Origin of the sequence: Aestuariimicrobium sp. G57, from assembly GCF_050110855.1 — a bacterium.
GTDB lineage: Bacteria > Actinomycetota > Actinomycetes > Propionibacteriales > Propionibacteriaceae > Aestuariimicrobium.
The window spans coordinates 80,595-100,870 of sequence record NZ_JBNINW010000001.1 but is presented as its reverse complement, the minus strand read 5'-3'; the positions used below and the strand labels follow the sequence as shown (position 1 = coordinate 100,870).

Here is a 20,276-nt window from a genome sequence, read left to right as displayed (position 1 = left end):
GCCGGTCCAGCCTAGTCGCACCGGACTGGCCACGGCCCGTCCTTTACCGGGCGCCCTGGTCGACGGCGTTCAGTCGCCGAAACGGTGCAGGCGCGTCGCCGGCACGCCCACCCGCAGTCGTTCACCCACCCGTGCCCAGGTGTCCGGGTCATGCTGGACGAGGGTGCACTGCTCGTGGGCTGCGCTGGTGCAGTGCAGCAGCTGGGTGGCCCCTGAGAACTCGACGTTGTCGACGACGACATCGAGCTGCAGGGCTCCCGACGCTGCCGCGGCGTCGCCGGGACCGACCACGGCATCCTCTGCGCGCCAACCAACCTGTTGGCCGTCAAGGCGCGAGAAATTCATGGGTGGTGTGCCCAGGAACCCCGCGACGTAGGTGCTGTTCGGGTGCTGGTAGACCTCGCGCGGCTCACCGGACTGGGCGATGCGCCCCTGGTTCATGACGATCAGGTGGGTGGCCATCGACAACGCCTCATGTTGGTCGTGGGTGACCATCACCATCGTCGTGCCGAGCCGACGGTGCAGGCTGGTGATGAGGGCGCGGGCCTCGGCCCGCAACTGCGCATCGAGCGCCGACAGCGGTTCATCGAGCAACATCACCCCAGGGTCACGGATGATCGCCCTGGCCACCGCCACCCGCTGCTGCTGGCCTCCGGACAGCTGGTTCGGGCGCCGGTCGAGCAGGTCGGCAAGACCGAGGCTGTCGGCGGCCCCGGCCACCCGGGCCTTGATGGCCTCTTTGGTGAGGCCGGGGGTCCTGCGGTGCTTGCGCTCGAGCATCAGCCCGAAGCCGATGTTCTTCTCGACACTCATGTGCGGGTACAACGCATAGTCCTGGAACACCATGGCCAGGTCCCGTTGTTCGGCGGGACGATGGGTCACGTCGCGCTCGCCGAGCAACACCTCGCCCTCGGTGACGTCCTCGAGGCCCGCCAGCATCTTCAGCACGGTGGACTTGCCACAACCCGAGGGCCCCACGATCACGCAGAGCGACCCGGCGGGGATGGTGACGCTGATGTCATCGACAGCGAGCGTGCCGCCGTAGCGTTTCGTCACCCCTCGCAGGGTGATCGGCGCGGTCCGGGACTGGTCCGGCGTGGCGGGGGTCGCCACGATGGGGTCAATGGTGGTCATGCAGAACCTGCCTTGAGGAAAGCGTCGGTGATCTGGCGTGAGGCGAACAGGTAGATCACGAGGATGGGCAATGTCGAGATGACAGCGGCGGCCAGCAGGCCACCGAAGTTCGTGCCCTCGGCCGTGATGAACATCTGCAGGCCGATCTGGACGGTTGTCGAATCGGCATCGTCGGTGACCAGCAGCGGCCAGAGGTACTCGTTCCAGCCGCCGATGAAGGCCAGGATGAACACCGCATTGAGCGCGGGCCTGATGTTGGGCAGCACCACATGCCAGAACACGTCAACCGACGTGGCGCCCTCGAGTCGGGCGGCCTTCGTGAGCGAGCGGGGCAGTCCGTTGGCGTGCTGGTAGGTGATGAGCACCTGCAGCGCGCAGCTGGCGAGCATCGGCACCACCAGGCCTGCCATCGTGTTCTTCCAGCCCAGCGCGTTGGTGAGCAGGAACTGCGGGATGATCAGCACCTGTGCGGGGATGACGATCGAACCGGCCAGCGCGGCAAACACCAGCCTGCCGTAGAGGGGTTTGAAATAGGCCAGGCCGAAGCTGGCCAGTGCGGCCACGACCACCTGTCCCCCGGCGATCAGCAGCGCCATGACGAAGGTGTTCACCAGTTGGCGAGGCAGGCCGGACACCGTCCAGGCGTGGACATAGTTCGCGAGCGTCGGGGGGTCGCCGAGCAAGCTCGACGAATAGATCTGCCCCGGCGACTTGAAGCTGGTCACCGCCGCCCAGCACAGTGGGACGAGCATCGAGGCGCTGAACACGATCAGCACGGCATGCCAGACGATCGTCCACGCGGTCTTTGACATCAGGGACTTTGTCATCGCCCACCAGCCTTGGTCTGCAGCTTCAGCAGGGGCAGCGACAACAGCACCACGACGACGACCAACAGCACCGCGGCGGCCGAGGCCTGCCCGGTCTCGAAAAACGTGAAGCCCAAACGATAGATCGTGTAGAAGATGTTGTCGGTCGCATAGGCGGGGCCGCCCTGGGTGAGCACCGAGATGTTGTTGAACACCCACTGCCCGGCGGTGATGAACGACAACGCACCCAGCAGCAGGGTGACCGGCCGCAATTGCGGTTCGACGACGTGGCGGGTGATATCGAACCACGTCGCGCCCTCGATGCGCGCCGCTTGCAGGGTGTTTCGTGTGATGGGGGCCAGTGCAGCGGTGTAGAGCAGCAGGTTCTGGGCGATGAGCTTGGCCGAGGTGATCATGACGATCGTGACCAGCGCAGTGCTCTGGTTGCCCAACCAGTTGGGCGCCGTGCCGCCGAAGACCTCGGCCACCTTCGTCGCCAGGCCCGTCAGCGGCTGCAGGATGAACGACCAACTGGTGGCGTGGGCGACAGGGGCCACCATCATCGGGACGAACAGCACGACCCGGTAGCCCTGGCTGAACTTGCTGACCCGCTGCCACAGCATGATCGCCAGCGCCATCGGCACGACGGTCGCGAACGGCAGCAGCAGCGCCGAATAGGCCAGGGTTTGCCAGACCGACTGGGGAAACTCGGTGCGAGCGAACAGGGAGCGGTAGTTCTCGAGGGCCACGAACTGGTTGTCACCGACCAGGCTCCAGCTCGAGAAGGACAGCACGAAGGTGAAGACCGCCGGGCCATAGATCCACACGACCAGCAGTACCACCAGCGGTGAGAGGAACAGGGCGGGGGCCAGCCGCCCACGGGGTCGTCCCCCGGTGGCACGCCGTGGCGTGCCGACCGGGGGCCCGACCCGGGCAGGGGACGCGACGACCACAATCAGCCCGCCGCCTTGAGCTTGGTGGCGATCTTCGCAGTGGTCTCGGCGATGTTGGCGTTGCGCAGCACGATGGGCTCGACGGCCTCATCGATGAACATGCGCGTCGACTGGTTCGACGTCTTGCCGGGGAAGAACTGGTAGGCAGCGACCGTGTCGAGCTGCTCGATGGCCGGCATCAACAGCGGGTCCTTCGCGAAATAGTCGGCGAGTTCCTTGTCGACCATGTCGGCGTACAGCGGCAGGTAGCCCATCTGCTGCACGATCGTCAGGTAGGCCTCGCGGCTGGTGAGGTACTTGATGAACTGCCACGCGGCCTGCTGCTGTGCCTCGGTGCCCTTGAGCATCATCAACGCAGCACCCGAATGGGTCGGTGCCGGGGCATGGTCGGCAACGAGCTGCGGGAAGGCGGCGCTGCGCAGCTGCCACCCAGCGTCTTTGGCGCCCTTGGCGAGCGCGGTCGAATAAGCGGTGGTGCTGATGAAGAACCCCATGTCGCCCGAGATGAACGGGGCCTGGGCCTCCTGGGTCTGCAATGCAGGCATCAGGCCGTCGCTGACCAGCTTCTGCAACACCTCGAAACCCTTCTGCGACTCCGGTGAGTCGACGCTCACGTTGCCCTGTGCGTCGAGGAACCCGCCGCCCGTGGAATTGAGCACCGATTGGATCGTGAAGTCGGACTTGTCCTCGCCCACCACACCGAAGAACGCGCCCTGGTGGCCGGCCGCCACGAGCTTCTGTGTCGCCGCCCGCAGTTCTTCGATGTTCTGCGGGGCCTTGTCGGGGTTCACGCCGACCTTGCTGAGCAGGGTGGCGTTATAGAACATCGTCGGGGTCGACAGGGTGAAGGGCACGGCATGGTTGGAGCCCTCGTGGATGCCCGTGTTCAGCGGGCCGGGGGTCAGGCCCTTCACGGCATCCGTCCATTCGGCGCCGGCGACCTTCTCGATGGAGGCCACGGGCAGGGTGGTAAGTGCCTCCATCACCTTGGAATAGCCCATCTGCACCACCTGGGGCGAGTCGCCCGACGCGATGTCGGTGCGCGTCTTGGTCAGGATCTCGGCATTGGGAATCGCCCGGCCCTTCACCACGATGTTCGGGTTCTTGGCCATGAAGTCATCGATCAGCTTCTGGGTGCCCTTGGCCACTGCGCCCTTGCCGCTCAGTGAGTACGAGGCGAAAGTGATCTCTACCTTGCCGTCGGCGGTGGTGCCGGACGAGTTGTTGCCACAGGCGGCCAAGGTCATGGCGGCGGCGCCGGTGGCGCCGACGAGGAATCCGCGGCGGCCGAGTCGGGAGGTGTCGAGGGGCATGTGTGAGCCTTCCAGATGGGAGCGGGTGTTGGGGATCCGGTGGGTTGGTCGGTGTCAGTGGGTCGGGCTTGCGTGGGACGTGGTGACCGGTTCGCCCGGCACGGCAATCGTGATGGGGCCGTCGTACTCGCTGGCGGCCGCGCCGCGCTGGTCAGCCAGGTGACTCGGGTCGACCGACCAGAAATGCGTCAACATGAGGTGGCCGGCTGCGGACATCGCGGCAGCACGGCCCGCTTCTGCTGCGCACAGATGTCCGTGCCCCGAGGTGTCGGGTGCAGTCAGCGTGTTCTCGCAGACGAGCAGGTCGACGTCGCGGGCGAGGTCGAGCAGCGCCGGCGTCCATCCCGTGTCGCCGGTGAAGGCGAGGGCATGCCCGTCCCTGCTGGTGACCCTGACGCCGCAGTCGGTCACCACATGGGCAAGTTCGACGAGGTCGATGGTCAGGCTGCCGACCTCGACCCGGGAGCCCGGCTGGTACTCCGTGAGCGTGACGGCGTGGTCGAAGGCCTGGTCGAACAGGGGGTTCGAAACCACCGGGAACAGTGCGGCATGCTGGCGCAGGGCTGCAGAGCCGCCGGCCGGCACGAATGCAGGGATCGTGCGCCCGTCGGCGAGCGAGACGCCCTCGGGACCGCGCACCAGGCGGGTCGCCAGCACCATCTTGGCCACGGCGAGCAGGTCATAGACGTGGTCGATGTGCATGTGGGTGACCACGATGGCATCGAGTTGTTCAATGGGGGCGGCACCCGAGAGCATCAGCGCGACCCCCGGGCCGGCATCGAGAAGAACCGTGGTCGTGCCGTCGGTGACGACGTAGCCCGAGGCAGCGTTGCCCTGCTTCGGCATGCCGGAGACCCGGCCCAGTGGGGTGATGGTGAGTGGCATTGCGTTCCGTTCCCACGCGTCACTTACGCGCGTCAATGGAACGCTAACCACGGCAGGTGAACGACATGCGAACGACAGGCAACCTGACCTTGAACGCCCGGACAACTCGTGTTCCGCCATGTCGTAACATCGTGATGGACATGGCCCGTGGGTGTGCAATCCTATGCGGATGCCACACGATCACGACTCCTTTACCCCTCATACGCGACGGGCGACGAGCAGTGACGTCGCAAGGCGGGCGGGCACGTCCAGGGCAACCGTCAGCTATGTGATGAACAACACCCCGGGCATCACCATTTCAGAGGCAACGCGCGAACGTGTGCTCAAGGCCGCCCGTGACCTGAAGTATGTTCCCCACCTGGCTGCCCGGTCACTCGCAGCAGGACGATCCAACATCGTGCTGCTGGTGTTGCCCGATGCGCCGATGACCCTGTACATGCTGCGCTTCATCCAGAGCCTGCACCGGTCGATGCGCCAGAGGTCCATGATCCTGCACGCGTATTTCGCCGGCGCCGACGACGTGGACGCCGCTGAAGGCGTGGGCACCATGGCCTACACGGTGCTGGCGCTGCGCACCCTGCCTGTGCACCAGCAGGAGGCGTTCAGGAGCCGGGGCCTGCGGGTCTTCGCCCCGAACGCCACCGTCGAACAGGACCGGCTCACGATCGTCGATGAGGTGCACGCTGAATGTGGGTCAGCAGCGACACGTTTCCTGGTCGATCGGGGACACGAGCGGCTCGGCTACGCCGCCTATGACGACCCCCGTCGCGACCCCTTCTCGCACCCGCGCCGCACGGCGGTGTTGAAGACCGCCGAGTCGCTGGGGTTGCCCGAGCCCGTCATGGTTCGGGTGGGCGCCGACAATCCCGATCCCGAGGTCATCGTCACGCTGGCTGAAGCCGGGGTGACGGGCATCATCACCTACAACGATGACGTGGCCCTCATCCTGCTGCGCCTCGTGCGTGAAGCGGAACTCGACGAGACCTTCGAGGTCATCGGCGGCAGCAACCTGCCCTACACCCAATTGATGTACCCCAACCTGAGCAGCGTCGACCGCGACACCGATGGTCTCGCCGACGCGATCGTCTCGCAGATCCGTGGCGAGCCCGTCGCGATCGACGTCGCCAGCCTGGTACGCGTCATCGACCGTTCCTGACGCCTGTCCCGTCAGCGCACCACCATCAGCGGCGACTCGGCGTGCGCGAGCACGGCACGGGTCATGCCCCCGATGGCGAACCCGAGCACGGTCGGGGCGCGCATGCCCAGGATCAGCAGGTCGACCTCGCGGCTGAGTTCAACGAGCCTGTCGACTGGGTCACCGGTCTGCACCAACACTTCGGTCTCGACGTCGGGGTGTTCCCCCGCCACCCGGGTGACCATTTCGGTGATCGCGGTGCGGGCGTCGGAGAGCAGTTCACGTTCGGCATCTGCTGTGAGCTGGTAGCCGCCGAACATCCCGACCGGCACCGCAGGCTGGATGTGGGTGACGATGATCCGGGCACCGCGGCTGCGGGCCTCGGTGAGCGCTGCCCGCAACGTGGTCTCGCTGTGACCCTCGCCGTCAACGCCCACGGCCACCACCTTGCGGCCGCCGGTCTCGTCAGGGTTCACCGCTGCCGAGATCACGATCAACGGACAGTTGGCGACTGCCGCCAGCGATGCAGAGGTCGAGCCGACGAACATGCGCTCGAGACCGCCCATGCGACGTCGTCCCACGACCAGGCGGTCAGCTGACTTGCTGGCATCGCTCAGCACTGCGGTCGGGTTGCCCATGACCACCTCAGAGGTGATGCGGTCGCTCGGGATGCCCAGCTCGATGGCTCGCGCCACGGCACGCTCCACGGTCTGTTGGCCCGCCTTTTCCATGGCCTCGACGTCCTGGATCGCACCCCACGCGCCAGCCATGACGGCCACGTCCACCGCATGCACCAAGTGCACGCTGCCGTTGACCACCAGCGCGCCGCGGGTGGCGTACTCGACGGCGCGCAGTCCGTCGGCCGAGCCGTCGACACCTGCGACATACCGGGAAATCGTGTCGATGCCGCGGGATTCGGTGTTCTTCTTGCTCATCGCCCCTCCTCGGGTCGAGATACCACCCGGCCACTGAAGCCGGATGGACGGATGACCATCACCTCTTTGCGCTGCCCTGCAGCCATCGGGCGGATGCCCTCAGCCTGCTCGGGGATGCCGGTCTCGACAACCCCACGCAGCATCACACTCCAACCGACGCCAGTCTCGGCATCGATGTCGTCGACCTCAAAGGCCACCGGTTGACCGACGAGCCGGTACAGCGAGGATTCCTTCGACGTCTTGAACACCACCAGGCCGTCAACCCAGTCATAGGTGACGGGCAGGATCGTCAGGTCAGGCTGGGCGAAACCAATGCGACCCACCACCCCGTCGTGCAGCAACGACTGGCATTCACTCTCGTCCAGCACGCTGAACACCCCTTCGTCGGGGGCGACGGGCAGGACATCCTCGTCCCGCGCGATGGCGACCTCTGGCATCAGGGCCTTCCCTTCTGACTACTGACTTTGAGTTGCTCGGTCAGGCCTCCAGTGTAGCGATGCGCGCCCCGGCCAGCGCCGCTGAACCTGCACGCGGCAACTGTGGCGAACCACACAAAACGGCACTGCCGCGCACTCAGTCCCCATCCTCGAACGTGGTGCGGCCACGCAGTTTTGCGGCCAGCAGGTCGTCCATTTCGTCGGCCACCTGGCTGATGACCTTCATGCCCTGCACCAGGTGCGCCGGCACGAACGGGTGGGCCAGCAGCGACATCGTGACGAAGACACGGTCTCGGAACAGCGCGAACCGGCCGTACTTCGCCTCGACATTGAGGTCGTTGAGCACCTCGACGGCCCGGGTGCGGCTCTCGACGTCGTGAACCATCACCGAGAACAGCACCACCTCATCAGCACCCGGGGTCGTGCGCACGAACACCATGGACGATCCGACGCGGATGGTGATGTCACCGTCGGCATCGCGCAGTGGCGGGTGGCCGAACAGGTCGGTCAGCTGTCGGGTGACCAGCTCGTCGAGGTGGGACTGGTCGCGGGGCATGACAGCCACGAGGTCGTCGTCGTCGAAGTCTGCCACTGGACTGGCGCCGGCGTCCTCGGGCACCAGCGGTGCCTGCGGCCGCAGGATCTCGGCCAGCTGGTCGGGTGCGAGGAAAACCGGGTGCTGGACGCCGTAGACCGTCCACAGGGTGCTGGTCGCCGCCACCGCCGCGATCTCGCTGTGCTCCTGCGGCACCAGACGCCAGAAATTGGCGGTCGGGTTGTCCCCCACGCTGGTGGGTGGTTGCCAGCCTGCGCGTTCCATCATCTGCAACTGCTCACCGGTGAGCTGGAAGCCATCACCCAGGCTGGCGTTGCTGGCCGCCTCGACCAGGATCATGTCAGGGTCGTCGTGCACGTGGGTGAACCGGATGAACGGCGCCGGGTCGTCACTGGCTGACATCGTGCCGATCGTCAGTTGACCGCCATCGTCGATGACCGAAACGACCTCGGCCAGCCGATCGGCAAACGACTCCCATGCCGTCGCGATGCTGCGGTCGATGTCCAGATCCGTGCTCTCCACGTCTCCCCCTTCGTCATTCCCAACCTAACAAGCAGCGGTGCACCCCCGGGGCACATCAGCGTGGGCGGGCCGCGCGCCCGTCCACCGGCCCGGCGCCGGCCCAAACCTGCACACCTGACACCAGTGTCACGTCCGCAACCGATCCAGCCGATCCCAGACGCACACGCGCCGCCCCGGGTGCCAGTTCTACAAGTTCCCGGACGCGGCTCAGCCCTGAACACCCGCGCCCATGCCCGTCCACCGGCGCCGGCGCCGACCCAAACCTGCACACCTGACAGCAGTGCCACGTCCGCAACGGATCCAGCCGATCCCAGGCGCACACGCGCTCGGGGGCCAGTTCTACAAGTTCCCGGACGGGCTCAGCCCTGAACACCCGCGCCCATGCCCGTCCACCGGCCCGGCGCCGACCCAAACCTGCACACCTGACAGCAGTGCCACGTCCGCAACCGATCCAGCCGATCCCAGGCGCACACACGCCCCGGGCGCCAGTTCTACAAGTTCCCGGACGGGCTCAGCCCTGAACACCGCGCCCATGCCCGTCCACCGGCCCGGCGCCGACCCAAACATGCACACCTGACAGCAGTGCCACGTCCGCAACCGATCCAGCCGATCCCGGGCGCACACGCGCCCCGGGTGCCAGTTCTACAAGTTCCCGGACGGGCTCAGCCCTGCCCGAGGACGGCGATCAGCCCCACCGTCAAGATTGAGCCGATCGTGGTGATGAAGACGGTGTCACGCACCAACACCACCGCACGGCCGTAGCGGACGGCCCAGACGAAGACGTTCTGGGCGGTGGGCAGACCCGCGACCACCATGGCGACCAGGGTATGGAAGCGGTCGAGCCCGAAGGCCAGGGCCAGCAGCAGTGCGATCACCGGGTGGACGACCAGCTTGATCAGCGACGCCACCACCGCCGCCCGGGTGTTCTCGCCACGGCCGGGCAACGGCCCCAACCGCAACGAGATGCCGAAGGCCACCAGCATGGCGGGCACCGACATGTCGCCGAGCAGGCGCACCGGGCCGAGCACCAGCTCGGGCACCCGGATGTCGGCGACGTTCACGATCAGCCCCGCGAGCACGCCCAGGGTCATCGGGTTGCGCAGGGGCAGGGTCAGGTTCGCCAGCATTGAGATCTTGCGCTGCTCGCTGCGTGAGCGCTCGATGTCGAGCAGGGTGAGCACGAGCGGCTGCAGCACCGCCACCTGCAGCAACAACAGTGGCGGCAGCCAGTCGATGTTGTTGAGCACGAACAAGGCAATGGGGATGCCAAGGTTGGCGGCGTTGACGTAGCCAGAGGCCGTGGCACCCATCAGCAGACTGATGTTGTCGAGCTTGAGCCATGCCCGTCCGACCACGAGGAACAGCCCCATCGCGGCCAGCGCGGCCAGCGCATTGACCGCGAAGGTCGTCGAGAAACCCTTGCTCACGTCCGATTCGGCCACGATGACGAACAGCAGCGCGGGCGAGGCGATGAAGAACGCGACCTTGGCAAGCACCTCCTGGCCGGTGGTGCTCAGCACGCGCAGGTGCGCCGCCAGCCACCCGGCGCCGATCACGACCCAGATGGTGAAAAAGCCGCTGACGACGCCACTCACCGGGACAGCATAGAATCAGGGCTGGGTCGAACCCTGTCTGGCCCGTCGCGTGGACGGCAGCCGGATGGGTTGAGTACGTCGGCCCCTCAGGGAGAGTTGTGAATCCGTTGGAGTGGAATGCGCCGTGGTTCATCATCGCGGCCGCGCTGTTCGTGATCGTGATGCTGCGAGCCAATGGCACGTACTGGCTGGGGCGAGGCCTGGCCGCACGCACGAGCCGCTCGCGGTTCGCGCACCTGCTCTCGACGCCGGGCTACCAGCGCGCGGCCAGGTGGCTGGAACGCTGGGGCGCCCCGGTCGTCACCCTCTCGTTCCTGACGGTCGGGGTGCAGACGCTGGTGAACCTGTCAGCCGGTGTGGGGCGTATGCCATTGCGGCGTTACCTGCCTGCGGTCACCGTGGGCTGCGTGCTCTGGGCGCTGCTCTACTCGACGGTCGGCCTGCTCACCTGGGAGTCCTTCTGGGCGCTGCACCGCTACTCCCCCGTACTGGCCTGGTCCCTGCTGGCGGTGCTGGCCGTCTCCCTGGTCGTCCTCATCGCCACCAGGGTCCGCAAGGGACGCGCCGGTGGCATCGGGCCCGGGGCTGACGATGACCGAGCCGTCGATCCGGTGTCAGTCCCGGCGCCGGCCGAGCCCAGCGGAAGCCTGAACCACCGTTGAAGATTGTGTGATCCCGTGCCACCGTGTCGCGAGCGTCCTAGGCTGGAGTGCACCACGCAAGGGGGCGGCAACGGGTCACCCCCGGTATTGACACGCAGAAGGGCCACCCCATGGCAGACCACGCCGCCGCCATCAAGAAGTACGCACCCAATGCCGACGAGGCCGTCGTTGCTGGACTGCTGCGCACCTACGCACTGGTGCTGGGCAAGCCCGACGCCGCTGTCGTCGCCCTGTCCGACGCCGGTGAACGCGAGACAGTGAAGAAGAACTTCCTCAAGAAGAAGCTCGGGCTGACCAACGAGGACGAGTGGGATGCCGCGCTCGACGAGGTGGCTGCGGCCATGAAGGGTGACCGCGCCAAGTCACGCGCCGCCGTCTACTACCTGCTGGCCGACAAGTTCGGCAGGCTTGACCTCTTCAAGAAGTAGCAGCGGCTGCCAGGAAACAGCTTCCCGGCCAACAGGGGCCCCGGCGGATTCCGCCGGGGCCCCTGTCGTCCGTGGTCAGTCGATCAGCTGCAGCCGCTGGTCGAACCGCAGCCCTCGCAGGCGTAGCACGAGCCCGAGGGGCGCATCTTGGTGCCGCAGGTCATGCACAGCGGTGCGTCCACCGACATGCCGGTGATTGATTCCATCAGCTCAGCCGTGGTGTGAGCCGTCGTGGTGGGCGTGCCGGCCCGGGGTGCGGCGACGGGCTGGGCCAACACCGGAGCGGCGTCGAGCAGCGCGGGCTGGTTCGCACCGGGCTCGTCGAAGCGACGGTTGTCGACCTCATCATTGACCAGCGACTCGGCCTCAGGCATCTGCGCTGCGTCTTCCTCGCTGAGGTAGCGCCCCGTCTCGACGTAGTGGGCGCGCTCAGTAGCGGTATATATGCCAAGTTCGGCGCGCTCGTCGAAGCTGAGGTAGTCGAGCGCCAGGCGACGGAAGACGTAGTCGATCAGCGACTGGGCAATGCGGATGTCAGCATCGTCAGTCATACCGGCCGGCTCGAACTTCATGTTGGTGAACTTCTGCACGTAGGTCTCGAGCGGCACGCCGTACTGCAGGGCCACCGAGATCGCCAGCGAGAAGGCATCCATGACTCCAGCCAGGGTCGAGCCCTGCTTGCCGAGCTTCAGGAAGATCTCGCCGATGTCACCGTTCTCGTAGCTCGACGAGGTCAGGTAGCCCTCGGCGCCGCCGACCGAGAATGACGTCGTGCGTGAGTTGCGCGACTTGGGCAGGCGACGACGACGCGGGCGGTACTCAATGCGCACCTCGGGCTCGACGGCGGCAACAGGTGCCGCAGCTGCCGGCTCGACCTTCTTCTTGGCGTCAGACAACGGCTGGCCAACCTTGCAGTTGTCGCGGTATACCGCCAGGGCCTTGAGGCCGAGCTTCCAGCCCTGCATGTACACGTCTGCGATCTCTTCGACCGTCGCGGTCTCGGGCAGGTTGACCGTCTTCGAGATGGCACCAGACAGGAACGGCTGCACCGCGGCCATCATGCGCACGTGGCCCATGGGCGCGATGAAGCGCACACCCATGGCGGTATCGAAGACCTCGTAGTGCTCCGGCTTGAGGCCGGGTGCGTCCACGACGTTGCCGTGCTCAGCGATGTACGCCACGATCGCCTCGGCAGCCTCGGTGGTGTAGCCGAGGTTCTTCAGCGCACGCGGGATGGTCTGGTTGACGATCTGCATCGAGCCGCCACCCACGAGCTTCTTGAACTTGACCAGCGAGAAGTCGGGCTCGATACCGGTGGTGTCGCAGTCCATCATGAAACCGATGGTGCCGGTGGGGGCCAGCAGCGAAGCCTGGGCGTTGCGGAAGCCGTTCTGCTCACCCAACTCGACGACCCGGTCCCATTCCAGCTTGGCGGCGTCGAGCACGGCGCTGTCGACCTCGTTGAGGGTGGTGGCATCAGAGTTGGCGTCGCGGTGCTTGCGCATGACCCGCTTGTGGGCATCAGCGTTGCGGGCGTAACCGGCGTACGTGCCGACCACACCGGCCAGCTCAGCCGAACGACGGTAGGCGGCGCCGGTCATCAGCGAGGTGATCGCGGCAGCCAGCGTGCGTCCACCCTCGGAGTCATAACCCTTGCCCAGCGCCATCAGCAGTGCGCCCAGGTTGGCGTAGCCGATACCCAGCTGGCGGTAGTCCTGGGTGGTCTTGGTGATCGCCTCGGTCGGGAAGTCGGCGAAGGTGATCGAGATGTCCATCGCGGTGATGATCAACTCGACGGCCTTGACGAAGTTCTCGATGTCGAACGTGTCGTCGTCCTGCAGGAACTTCAGCAGGTTGAGGCTGGCCAGGTTGCACGAGGAGTTGTCGAGGCTCATGTATTCCGAGCAGGGGTTCGACGCGGTGATGCGTCCCGTCTCGGGGTTGGTGTGCCAGTCATTGATCGTGCCGTCGTACTGGATGCCGGGGTCGGCGCACTCCCAGGCCGCGGTGGCGATCTTCGTGAACAGGTCACGCGCATCGACCTCTTCGATGACCGAGCCGTCGGCGCGGCTGGTCAGCCCGAACTTGCCGCCCGCCTCGACCTGCTGCATGAACTCGTCGTTCACGCGCACCGAGTTGTTGGCGTTCTGGTACTGCACCGAGGTGATGTCCTTGCCGCCGAGGTCCATGTCGAAGCCGGCGTCGCGCAGTGCGCGGATCTTGTCCTCTTCGCGCGCCTTGGTCTCGACGAACTCGACGATGTCGGGGTGGTCAACGTCGAGCACCACCATCTTGGCGGCACGGCGGGTGGCGCCGCCCGACTTGATGGTGCCCGCGGACGCGTCCGCGCCACGCATGAACGAGACGGGGCCCGAGGCCGTGCCACCCGAGCTGAGCAGTTCCTTGGACGAGCGGATGCGCGACAGGTTCAGGCCGGCGCCAGAGCCGCCCTTGAAGATGAAGCCCTCTTCCTTGTACCAGTTCAGGATCGAGTCCATGGAGTCGTCGACCGACAGGATGAAGCAGGCGCTGACCTGCTGCGGCGAGTTCGTCCCCACGTTGAACCAGACGGGCGAGTTGAAGCTGAAGTACTGGTGGGCCAGCATCCAGGTCAGTTCGTGCTCGAAGACCTCGGCGTCGGCATCGGTAGCGAAGTATCCGTTGTCCACCCCGGCGCGGGTGTAGGTCTTCACGACACGGTCGATGAGGTCACGCAGGCTCGCTTCGCGGGCCGGCGTGCCGAGTGCGCCACGGAAGTACTTCGTGGTGACGATCGTGGACGCGTTGACGCTCCAGAAGTCGGGGAATTCCACACCACGCTGCTCGAAGACGGTCTCGCCGGTCTTCCAGTTGGTCTGGACGATGTCACGCTTCTCCCAGGCGATCTCGTCGTAGGGGTGCACACCGGCCGTGGTGAACACCCGGTCGATGGTCAACCCGCCGCGCTTGCGGGTGGAGGTGCGGCGCGCCGTCCGCGTGGTCTCAGTCATCGGTGTCTCTTTCCTGTTCGATGCGGGTGTGGGGGTTTGCGAATGGGCACCACCACAGGTGGTGACCGGAGTTGGGGTCAGTTGGCGGGGAGCGCCGGCTGGTCAGACTGCATGCGCTCGATCTCGCAGAGGAAGTCATCGACCGACTGGTAGTGGTTGTAGACCGAGGCGAAACGCAGGTAGGCGACGGGGTCGAGTTCGCTCAGCGGGCCCAGGATGGCGACCCCCACCTCCTGGGTGGGAACCTCGGCCTGGCCGCTGGCGCGCAATGCCTCTTCGACACGCTGGCCGAGCTTGGCGAGGTCTGCCTCGGTGACCGGACGGCCCTTGCATGCCTTGCGGACACCACGGACGACCTTCTCGCGGCTGAAGGGTTCGACGACGCCGCTCTTCTTCACCACCACCAACTGCATCTGCTCGATGGTGGTGAAGCGCCGGTCGCAGGCCGTGCACTGGCGCCGCCGGCGGATGCTTGCACCCTCATCGGCCGACCGGGAGTCGAGCACGCGGGAGTCGGTATTGCGGCAGTACGGACAGTGCATGACGAACTCCCTCCCTGCTTGACCGGTGGACGGGCCTGTGGATGACTTGTGGGTAACCTGTGGGCTGTCGACCACAACCTGTGGACGAACCACATCGGTGTAACTACTAGATGTAGAGAGGTTATGCCTGTCTTCACCAACATGCAAGCAGTTGGGCGAGGGACACGCCGAACACCTCGGCTTACCTTCAGGAAGGCCCCGTGCACACGCCGGAGCGGCGTTCAGAGCACGTTGCGCAGCACGGCGAACACGACTGCGACCGATCCGACCGCGAGGTAGATCTGCTCCTGGGACATCGGCCCCCAGCGAGCAGGCAGACGCAATCGCGGGCCGCGCAACACCTCGACAACCCAGCCCAGAGTGGCCAAGCCGAGAGCGGACCCCAGCACGAAGAGGAAGGGGTTCCAGCCGAACGCCGCCGCCAGGTCGCCCTGCATCGCAGACGCCACCATGCGGGTACCCCCACAGAATGGGCACAGCAGGCCTGTTGTCGCGAGCAGCGGGCAGGGAACTCCGAGCCCAGTGAGCCGGTATGTTCCCCCCAGCGCGAGGCCGACCAGCGCAACGCCGGCCACACGACGCAGCGCGTCGGGCGCAGAGAACTCGGCATGGGCATGGCCCACGGCCGACGCGACTTGGCTTTTCGCTCCCACCTCTCCAGTGTGACAGTTCGTCAAATGTCTGGGCCATTCGCGTTGGTGTGACCGGCTGGTGGTCTAGATTGTGACGAGGCCACACCCGGCCGGCAAGTACGCCCATCCGGCCTCGCCGGAATTGATGGAGAACCTGATGAGCAACAATTGGAACGATCCGAACGCCCCTCACGGTGACAACAACCAGAGTGGGTGGGACCAGAGCGGCAGCGCCGACCAGGGCCAGCAGCCCGACCAGTGGGGCCAGTCGCAGCAGTCGGCCGGCAACACCTGGGACCAGGGCCAGCAGCAGCCCGCCGCCGACCAGTGGAACCAGCAGCAGCCCGGCGCCGACCAGTGGGGCCAGTCGCAGCAGTCGGCCGGCAACACCTGGGACCAGGGCCAGCAGCAGCCCGGCGCCGACCAGTGGGGCCAGTCGCAGCAGTCGGCCGGCAACACCTGGGACCAGGGCCAGCAGCAGCCCGGCGCCGACCAGTGGAACCAGCAGCATCCCGGCGCCGACCAGTGGAACCAGCAGCAGGCCGCTGGTTGGGACCAGGGAGCCGCGCAGCAGCCCTACGGTGCAGCCCCCGGCTACGGTGCCACACCCGGCTATGGCGTCCAGGCTGCTCCGGGCGCCAAGGTGCATCCGATGCTGGGCATTCCGCTCGCAGACTGGGGCAAGCGCGCCCTCGGTGGCTTGCTCGACTTCGTGCTGCCCGGCTTCATCGCCGGCATCATCCTGAGCCTGATCTTCGCCCCCGAAGTCACCTCGACCAGCGGTGGGGTGAGCGTCACCCAGACCAACAACTGGCCGAACATCATCTTCAGCCTGCTGCTGTACCTTGCCCTTGCCTTCGTCAGCCAGCACACCGGCCAGAGCTGGGGCCGCAAGATCGCCAAGACCCAGTTGGTCGGCGAGGACGGTCGTCCGATCGGTCTGGCCAAGAGCTTCATCCGTTACCTGCTGCACTATGTTGACTCGTTCATCTGCCTCATCGGTTGGCTCTTCCCGCTGTGGGATTCGAAGCGCCAGACGATCGCCGACAAGATCATGAAGACCTACGTGATCGACGTCAGCCAGACTGGTCCGGTCAACGTCGCCCAGCAGTGATGAGCTGAGCACGGTCCACCTCCTCGAGGGCCACCTTGCGCACAGGGCCCCAGCCATTCGGCTGGGGCCCTGTTCACATTCGGCTGTGCCTGCTCAGTGCCTGCTCAGCGCGACGCAACGACAGCCACGTCATCGCCAGCAGCGCCATCGGGTGCGCTGACTGTCCACAAGCCCTGGACGACCACCACCACGCCCACCACGAAGACCAACGCGAATGCCACCATGATCGCCAGCAATGCCCGATCACCCAGGCCGGGGTTGCTCGACCGTCGCGCACCCCGTGCCGGGGCGAGCGCCGAAGACACAGTGCATGCGGCCCCATGGGGCCGACCCGCATCGCGACGCTGCCGCGCCGGTGCAACAGGCTGCACAGGTAGCGGTTGGCGGGTGGCCCGCGCGCGCGGGCGACGTCCATCTTGGACGCGGACCGATGAGTTGAGGGTGACAGCGCTCATGTGGATTCTCCTCTGGTGGCCGTGCACACATCCTGCGCAACGGGTGTGGAACTTCGGGGAACAGCTGCGAGCTTCGAACACCTGTTCGAGATGGACTCTAGCGGCTGACGGCTCGCGATTCAAACACTTGTTCCAAACAAACGTTCGACTCACGTTCGCCGACCACCAGCGCCACGCACGAACAGTTGATCACCCGCCTCTGACAAAATCTCCAGCGCACGTCCCCGGCCGCGCTCACCCATGCCGCCCGTAGCCCAAAGTCGGCACGGCGTCGCCCGCGACACGCCAGTTCGAACAGGTGTTTGAATCACGTCATGGATGGCAGTAAGCTGGGTGCATGGTTGCCGATGAATCCCCCCGACGCGCTCAGGCCCCGGCCCCCCAGGCTCCTCGCCGCGCCCGCCGCGGTCCGGGGCGACCCACCAATGCCGAGGTCGCCGCAGAGCTCGGCACCATCACCTCCCTGCCCGATGGGCCGGCCGATGCCGACGGCCTGACGCCGCGACAGCGCCGAATCCTCGAAGTCATCCGCGATGCGGTGGCCGCACACGGCTACCCGCCGAGCATTCGTGAGATGGGCGAGGCCGTCGGTCTCGCGAGCCCCAGCAGCGTCTCGCACCAGCTCAAAACGCTTGAGACCAAGGGCTTCCTGCGTCGGGACCCGAAACGCCCCCGCGCGCTCGAGGTGCAGCTCCCCCCGTCCCTGGCCCTCACCGCAGCGCCACCCCGCCCCCACCCGATCGCCGCAAAGGCCGAGACGCAGCCCACCGAGGTAGAGGTCGACGAGACCGGCGTCAACGACGCGAACCCAGTCGGTGTGGCGGTCCCCATGGTCGGCCGAATCGCCGCCGGCGGGCCGATCCTCGCCGAAGAACGGGTCGAGGACGTGTTCGCCCTGCCGCGCCAGTTGGTGGGCGACGGTGTGCACTTCATGCTCGAGGTCAAGGGTGATTCCATGATCGACGCGGCCATCTGCGACGGCGACTGGGTGGTGGTGCGCCAGCAGGACACTGCCGTCAATGGGGACATCGTCGCGGCCCTGCTCGACAACGAGGCCACGGTGAAGACCTTCAAGCGCAAAGACGGTCAGGTCTGGTTACTGCCTCACAACAAGGACTACGAGCCCATCAACGGCAACTACGCCTCGATCATGGGCAAGGTCGTCGCGGTGCTGCGCAAGGTCTGAGGGCCGCGCGGCCTCAGTCGCGCGCCTGCTGCAGGCGACGCAGCGCCTGCACGGCCATCTCACGATCGGTGGTCATCCAGTATTCCGGCAGGGACGTGCGCAGGAACCCGCCGTAGCGGGCCGTCACCAGCCGTGGGTCGAGCACCGCGACGACGCCACGGTCGGTCGAGCGCCGGATGAGGCGCCCGCTGCCCTGGGCCAGCAGCAACGCGGCATGGGCGGCAGCCACCGACATGAAGCCGTTGCCGCCAGCCTCGGTGACGGCCTGCTGACGTGCCTGCATGAGCGGGTCGTCCGGGCGGGGAAAGGGGATCTTGTCGATGATGACGAGTTCACACGTCTCACCGGGCACGTCGATCCCCTGCCACAGCGACAGCGTGCCGAACAGGCTCACCGAGGGATCGGCGATGAACCTGCTCGTCAGGTCGCTCAGCTGCGACTCGCCCTGGCACAGGATGGTCATGTTCGGCAGTTGGGCACGCACATGTTTGGCCGCTTCGGTGGCATTTCGCTGTGAGGCAAACAGCCCGAGCGTGCGACCACCCGCCGCCCAGACGAGCTCCGCAATCTCTGCGAGCAGTTCGGGTGCCATCCCGTCGCGACGCGGGTTCGGCAGCCCCGCACCGACATACAGGATGCCCTGCTTGCGGTAGTCGAACGGCGAACCGACATCGATGCCCGCCCACGCCCACGGCGCGTCGTCATCCTCCTCGTCGAGCACCACACCCGGGTCGGCCACCCGCTGCTTGCGACTGAGTCCCACGCTCGCAGCGACGTTCTCGAACTCGCCGCCCACCGTCAGCGTCGCGGACGTCAGCACCGTGGGCGTCTGGCCGAACACTTTCTCGCGCATGAGCCCCGCCACCGACAGGGGGGCCACATGCGCCCATCGACCAGCACGCTCGCGTTCAGAGACCCAGACCACATCGGTGCCCTTCAGCGCCGCCATCCGTTCGGCGATGTCGAAGATCTCCTTGACGGCCGCTGCCGCCTGGGACTTCTCGGCATCATCGCCGCGCACGGTCCGGCCCTGGTCCTGTTTGCCCGTCAGTTCACTGGTCGCCTTGCGCGCCGCGTCACGCACCTGCGCAAATGCCCTCACCAGCGGGCCATCCTCAGTGATGCGGGCGAGTTCAGCCGCCGCCAGGGTGTCCTCGAGCGCCTCGGCGGCCTCGAGCAGTTCGACGCCCGCCTCATCGGTGAGCCAACCGAGTGCGCGCCGCGCCACCCGTTCGATGATCTGCGGGCTCAACTCATCACTGGCAGCACCGGTGACCCGGGAGACCAGGTCGTGGGCCTCGTCAATGATCACTGCCCCATGCTCGGGCAGCACTGTGCCGCCGTGCATGGCATCTATGGCGAGCAGGGCATGGTTGGTCACCACGAGGTCGGCCGCCCGGGCCCGTTCGCGGGACAACTCGACGAGGCACTCGCTGCCGAAGGGGCAGCGGTTCACCCCCAGGCACTCGCGCACCGGGATGGACACCTGCGCCCAGGCCGCAGGGGTGTGGCTCGGCGCGTCATCCCGGTCGCCCAGCTGCTTGTCCTTGACCTGCGTCTCGACCCATTCGCGCAACATGACCACTTCGGCGCCCACAGCCGAGGCGCGGTCGGCGTTGCGCGTCGCGGCGGCCAGTTCGGTGCCGCCCAGCAGGGCCTCTTGCTCTTCGCCCAGGCCTTCGCGGGTGCGATAGAGGCAGGCATAGTTCGTGCGGCCCTTCAGGATCGCTGCGGTGGGCCTGAACCCCGTGACCTCTTCGACGGCATCGAGCGCGGCCGGGATGTCCTTGGTGGCCAGCTGTGCCTGCAGGGCAAGCGTGGCGGTGGCAATCACAATGGGTGCGCCACCCTCTGCCAGGTGGGTCAGCGCGGGCGTCAGATATCCCAGCGATTTGCCCGTGCCCGTGCCGGCCTGCACCAGGCTGTGCGTGCCTGTTGACAGCGTCGCCGCGATGGCATCAGCCATCTGCTGCTGGCCGGGGCGGGGCGCGCCGCC

19 protein-coding genes are annotated in these 20,276 nt (G+C 66.6%); 5 read left to right on the top strand and 14 right to left on the bottom strand.

All coding sequences use genetic code 11. From position 1 onward, the window contains the following. Positions 1-69 precede the first annotated feature (69 nt). From ACQCX5_RS00480 to ACQCX5_RS00460, 5 genes are read right to left on the bottom strand one after another with little or no spacing between them, the layout of a single operon-like run. On the bottom strand, positions 70-1,134 hold the full coding sequence (locus tag ACQCX5_RS00480) for an ABC transporter ATP-binding protein (protein WP_434540067.1): 1,065 nt from the start codon (positions 1,132-1,134) through the stop codon (positions 70-72). After that, on the bottom strand, positions 1,131-1,961 hold the full coding sequence (locus ACQCX5_RS00475) for a carbohydrate ABC transporter permease (protein ID WP_434540066.1): 831 nt from the start codon (positions 1,959-1,961) through the stop codon (positions 1,131-1,133). Before ACQCX5_RS00475 ends, ACQCX5_RS00480 begins: the two co-directional genes overlap by 4 nt. Then, positions 1,958-2,893, bottom strand: coding sequence for a carbohydrate ABC transporter permease (locus tag ACQCX5_RS00470; protein ID WP_434540065.1), 936 nt, complete (start codon positions 2,891-2,893; stop codon positions 1,958-1,960). The genes ACQCX5_RS00475 and ACQCX5_RS00470 overlap by 4 nt, the downstream gene beginning before the upstream one ends. 2 nt (positions 2,894-2,895) lie before the next feature. After that, positions 2,896-4,206, bottom strand: coding sequence for an extracellular solute-binding protein (locus ACQCX5_RS00465; protein WP_434540064.1), 1,311 nt, complete (start codon positions 4,204-4,206; stop codon positions 2,896-2,898). Positions 4,207-4,260: 54 nt separating this feature from the next. Continuing rightward, positions 4,261-5,091 carry an MBL fold metallo-hydrolase gene (locus ACQCX5_RS00460; protein ID WP_434540063.1) on the bottom strand — a complete coding sequence of 277 codons (831 nt, stop codon included), beginning with the start codon at positions 5,089-5,091 and terminating at the stop codon, positions 4,261-4,263. A gap of 163 nt (positions 5,092-5,254) precedes the next feature. On the opposite strand from ACQCX5_RS00460, the gene ACQCX5_RS00455 reads away from it, so the two are divergent. Beyond that, complete coding sequence (locus ACQCX5_RS00455) at positions 5,255-6,247, top strand: LacI family DNA-binding transcriptional regulator (protein WP_434540062.1); 993 nt, start codon at positions 5,255-5,257, stop codon at positions 6,245-6,247. 11 nt (positions 6,248-6,258) lie between these two features. Here the strand turns inward: ACQCX5_RS00455 and ACQCX5_RS00450 are convergent, their stop codons facing one another. The 4 genes from ACQCX5_RS00450 to ACQCX5_RS00435 form a co-directional block, all read right to left on the bottom strand. Further along, the gene (locus ACQCX5_RS00450) at positions 6,259-7,161 is read right to left on the bottom strand and encodes a universal stress protein (protein WP_434540061.1); all 903 of its coding nucleotides are present in this window, start codon (positions 7,159-7,161) and stop codon (positions 6,259-6,261) included. Then, positions 7,158-7,598 carry a pyridoxamine 5'-phosphate oxidase family protein gene (locus tag ACQCX5_RS00445; protein ID WP_434540060.1) on the bottom strand — a complete coding sequence of 147 codons (441 nt, stop codon included), beginning with the start codon at positions 7,596-7,598 and terminating at the stop codon, positions 7,158-7,160. The genes ACQCX5_RS00450 and ACQCX5_RS00445 overlap by 4 nt, the downstream gene beginning before the upstream one ends. 136 nt (positions 7,599-7,734) lie before the next feature. After that, the gene (locus ACQCX5_RS00440; protein ID WP_434540059.1) at positions 7,735-8,676 is read right to left on the bottom strand and encodes a T3SS (YopN, CesT) and YbjN peptide-binding chaperone 1; all 942 of its coding nucleotides are present in this window, start codon (positions 8,674-8,676) and stop codon (positions 7,735-7,737) included. 662 nt (positions 8,677-9,338) lie between these two features. Continuing rightward, the gene (locus ACQCX5_RS00435) at positions 9,339-10,271 is read right to left on the bottom strand and encodes an AEC family transporter (protein ID WP_434540058.1); all 933 of its coding nucleotides are present in this window, start codon (positions 10,269-10,271) and stop codon (positions 9,339-9,341) included. Between the two features lie 98 nt (positions 10,272-10,369). Here ACQCX5_RS00435 and ACQCX5_RS00430 point away from each other — a divergent pair, with 98 nt between their 5' ends. Beyond that, entirely contained in the window at positions 10,370-10,933 is a 564-nt protein-coding gene (locus ACQCX5_RS00430) for a DedA family protein (RefSeq protein ID WP_434540057.1), read from the top strand. Positions 10,934-11,043: 110 nt separating this feature from the next. After that, entirely contained in the window at positions 11,044-11,361 is a 318-nt protein-coding gene (locus ACQCX5_RS00425) for a DUF2853 family protein (protein WP_434540056.1), read from the top strand. 83 nt (positions 11,362-11,444) lie between these two features. On the opposite strand, the gene ACQCX5_RS00420 is transcribed toward ACQCX5_RS00425, so the two are convergent. The 3 genes from ACQCX5_RS00420 to ACQCX5_RS00410 form a co-directional block, all read right to left on the bottom strand. Further along, positions 11,445-14,351 carry a vitamin B12-dependent ribonucleotide reductase gene (locus tag ACQCX5_RS00420; RefSeq protein WP_434540055.1) on the bottom strand — a complete coding sequence of 969 codons (2,907 nt, stop codon included), beginning with the start codon at positions 14,349-14,351 and terminating at the stop codon, positions 11,445-11,447. Positions 14,352-14,428: 77 nt separating this feature from the next. Next, entirely contained in the window at positions 14,429-14,893 is a 465-nt protein-coding gene (gene nrdR / locus ACQCX5_RS00415) for a transcriptional regulator NrdR (RefSeq protein WP_434540054.1), read from the bottom strand. Between the two features lie 221 nt (positions 14,894-15,114). Next, positions 15,115-15,546, bottom strand: coding sequence for a DUF2752 domain-containing protein (locus tag ACQCX5_RS00410; RefSeq protein WP_434540053.1), 432 nt, complete (start codon positions 15,544-15,546; stop codon positions 15,115-15,117). Between the two features lie 136 nt (positions 15,547-15,682). Between ACQCX5_RS00410 and ACQCX5_RS00405 the strand changes: the two genes are divergently transcribed. Continuing rightward, a complete protein-coding gene (locus tag ACQCX5_RS00405) occupies positions 15,683-16,639 on the top strand; it encodes an RDD family protein (protein WP_434540052.1) in 957 nt (318 codons plus the stop codon). A gap of 104 nt (positions 16,640-16,743) precedes the next feature. Here ACQCX5_RS00405 and ACQCX5_RS00400 read toward each other — a convergent pair whose 3' ends face one another. Then, a complete protein-coding gene (locus ACQCX5_RS00400; RefSeq protein ID WP_434540051.1) occupies positions 16,744-16,944 on the bottom strand; it encodes a hypothetical protein in 201 nt (66 codons plus the stop codon). Positions 16,945-17,431: 487 nt separating this feature from the next. Here ACQCX5_RS00400 and lexA point away from each other — a divergent pair, with 487 nt between their 5' ends. Further along, entirely contained in the window at positions 17,432-18,280 is an 849-nt protein-coding gene (gene lexA / locus ACQCX5_RS00395) for a transcriptional repressor LexA (protein ID WP_434540050.1), read from the top strand. Between the two features lie 13 nt (positions 18,281-18,293). Here the strand turns inward: lexA and ACQCX5_RS00390 are convergent, their stop codons facing one another. Next, on the bottom strand, positions 18,294-20,246 hold the full coding sequence (locus ACQCX5_RS00390) for an ATP-dependent DNA helicase (RefSeq protein ID WP_434540692.1): 1,953 nt from the start codon (positions 20,244-20,246) through the stop codon (positions 18,294-18,296). Between the last annotated feature and the right edge of the window lie 30 nt (positions 20,247-20,276).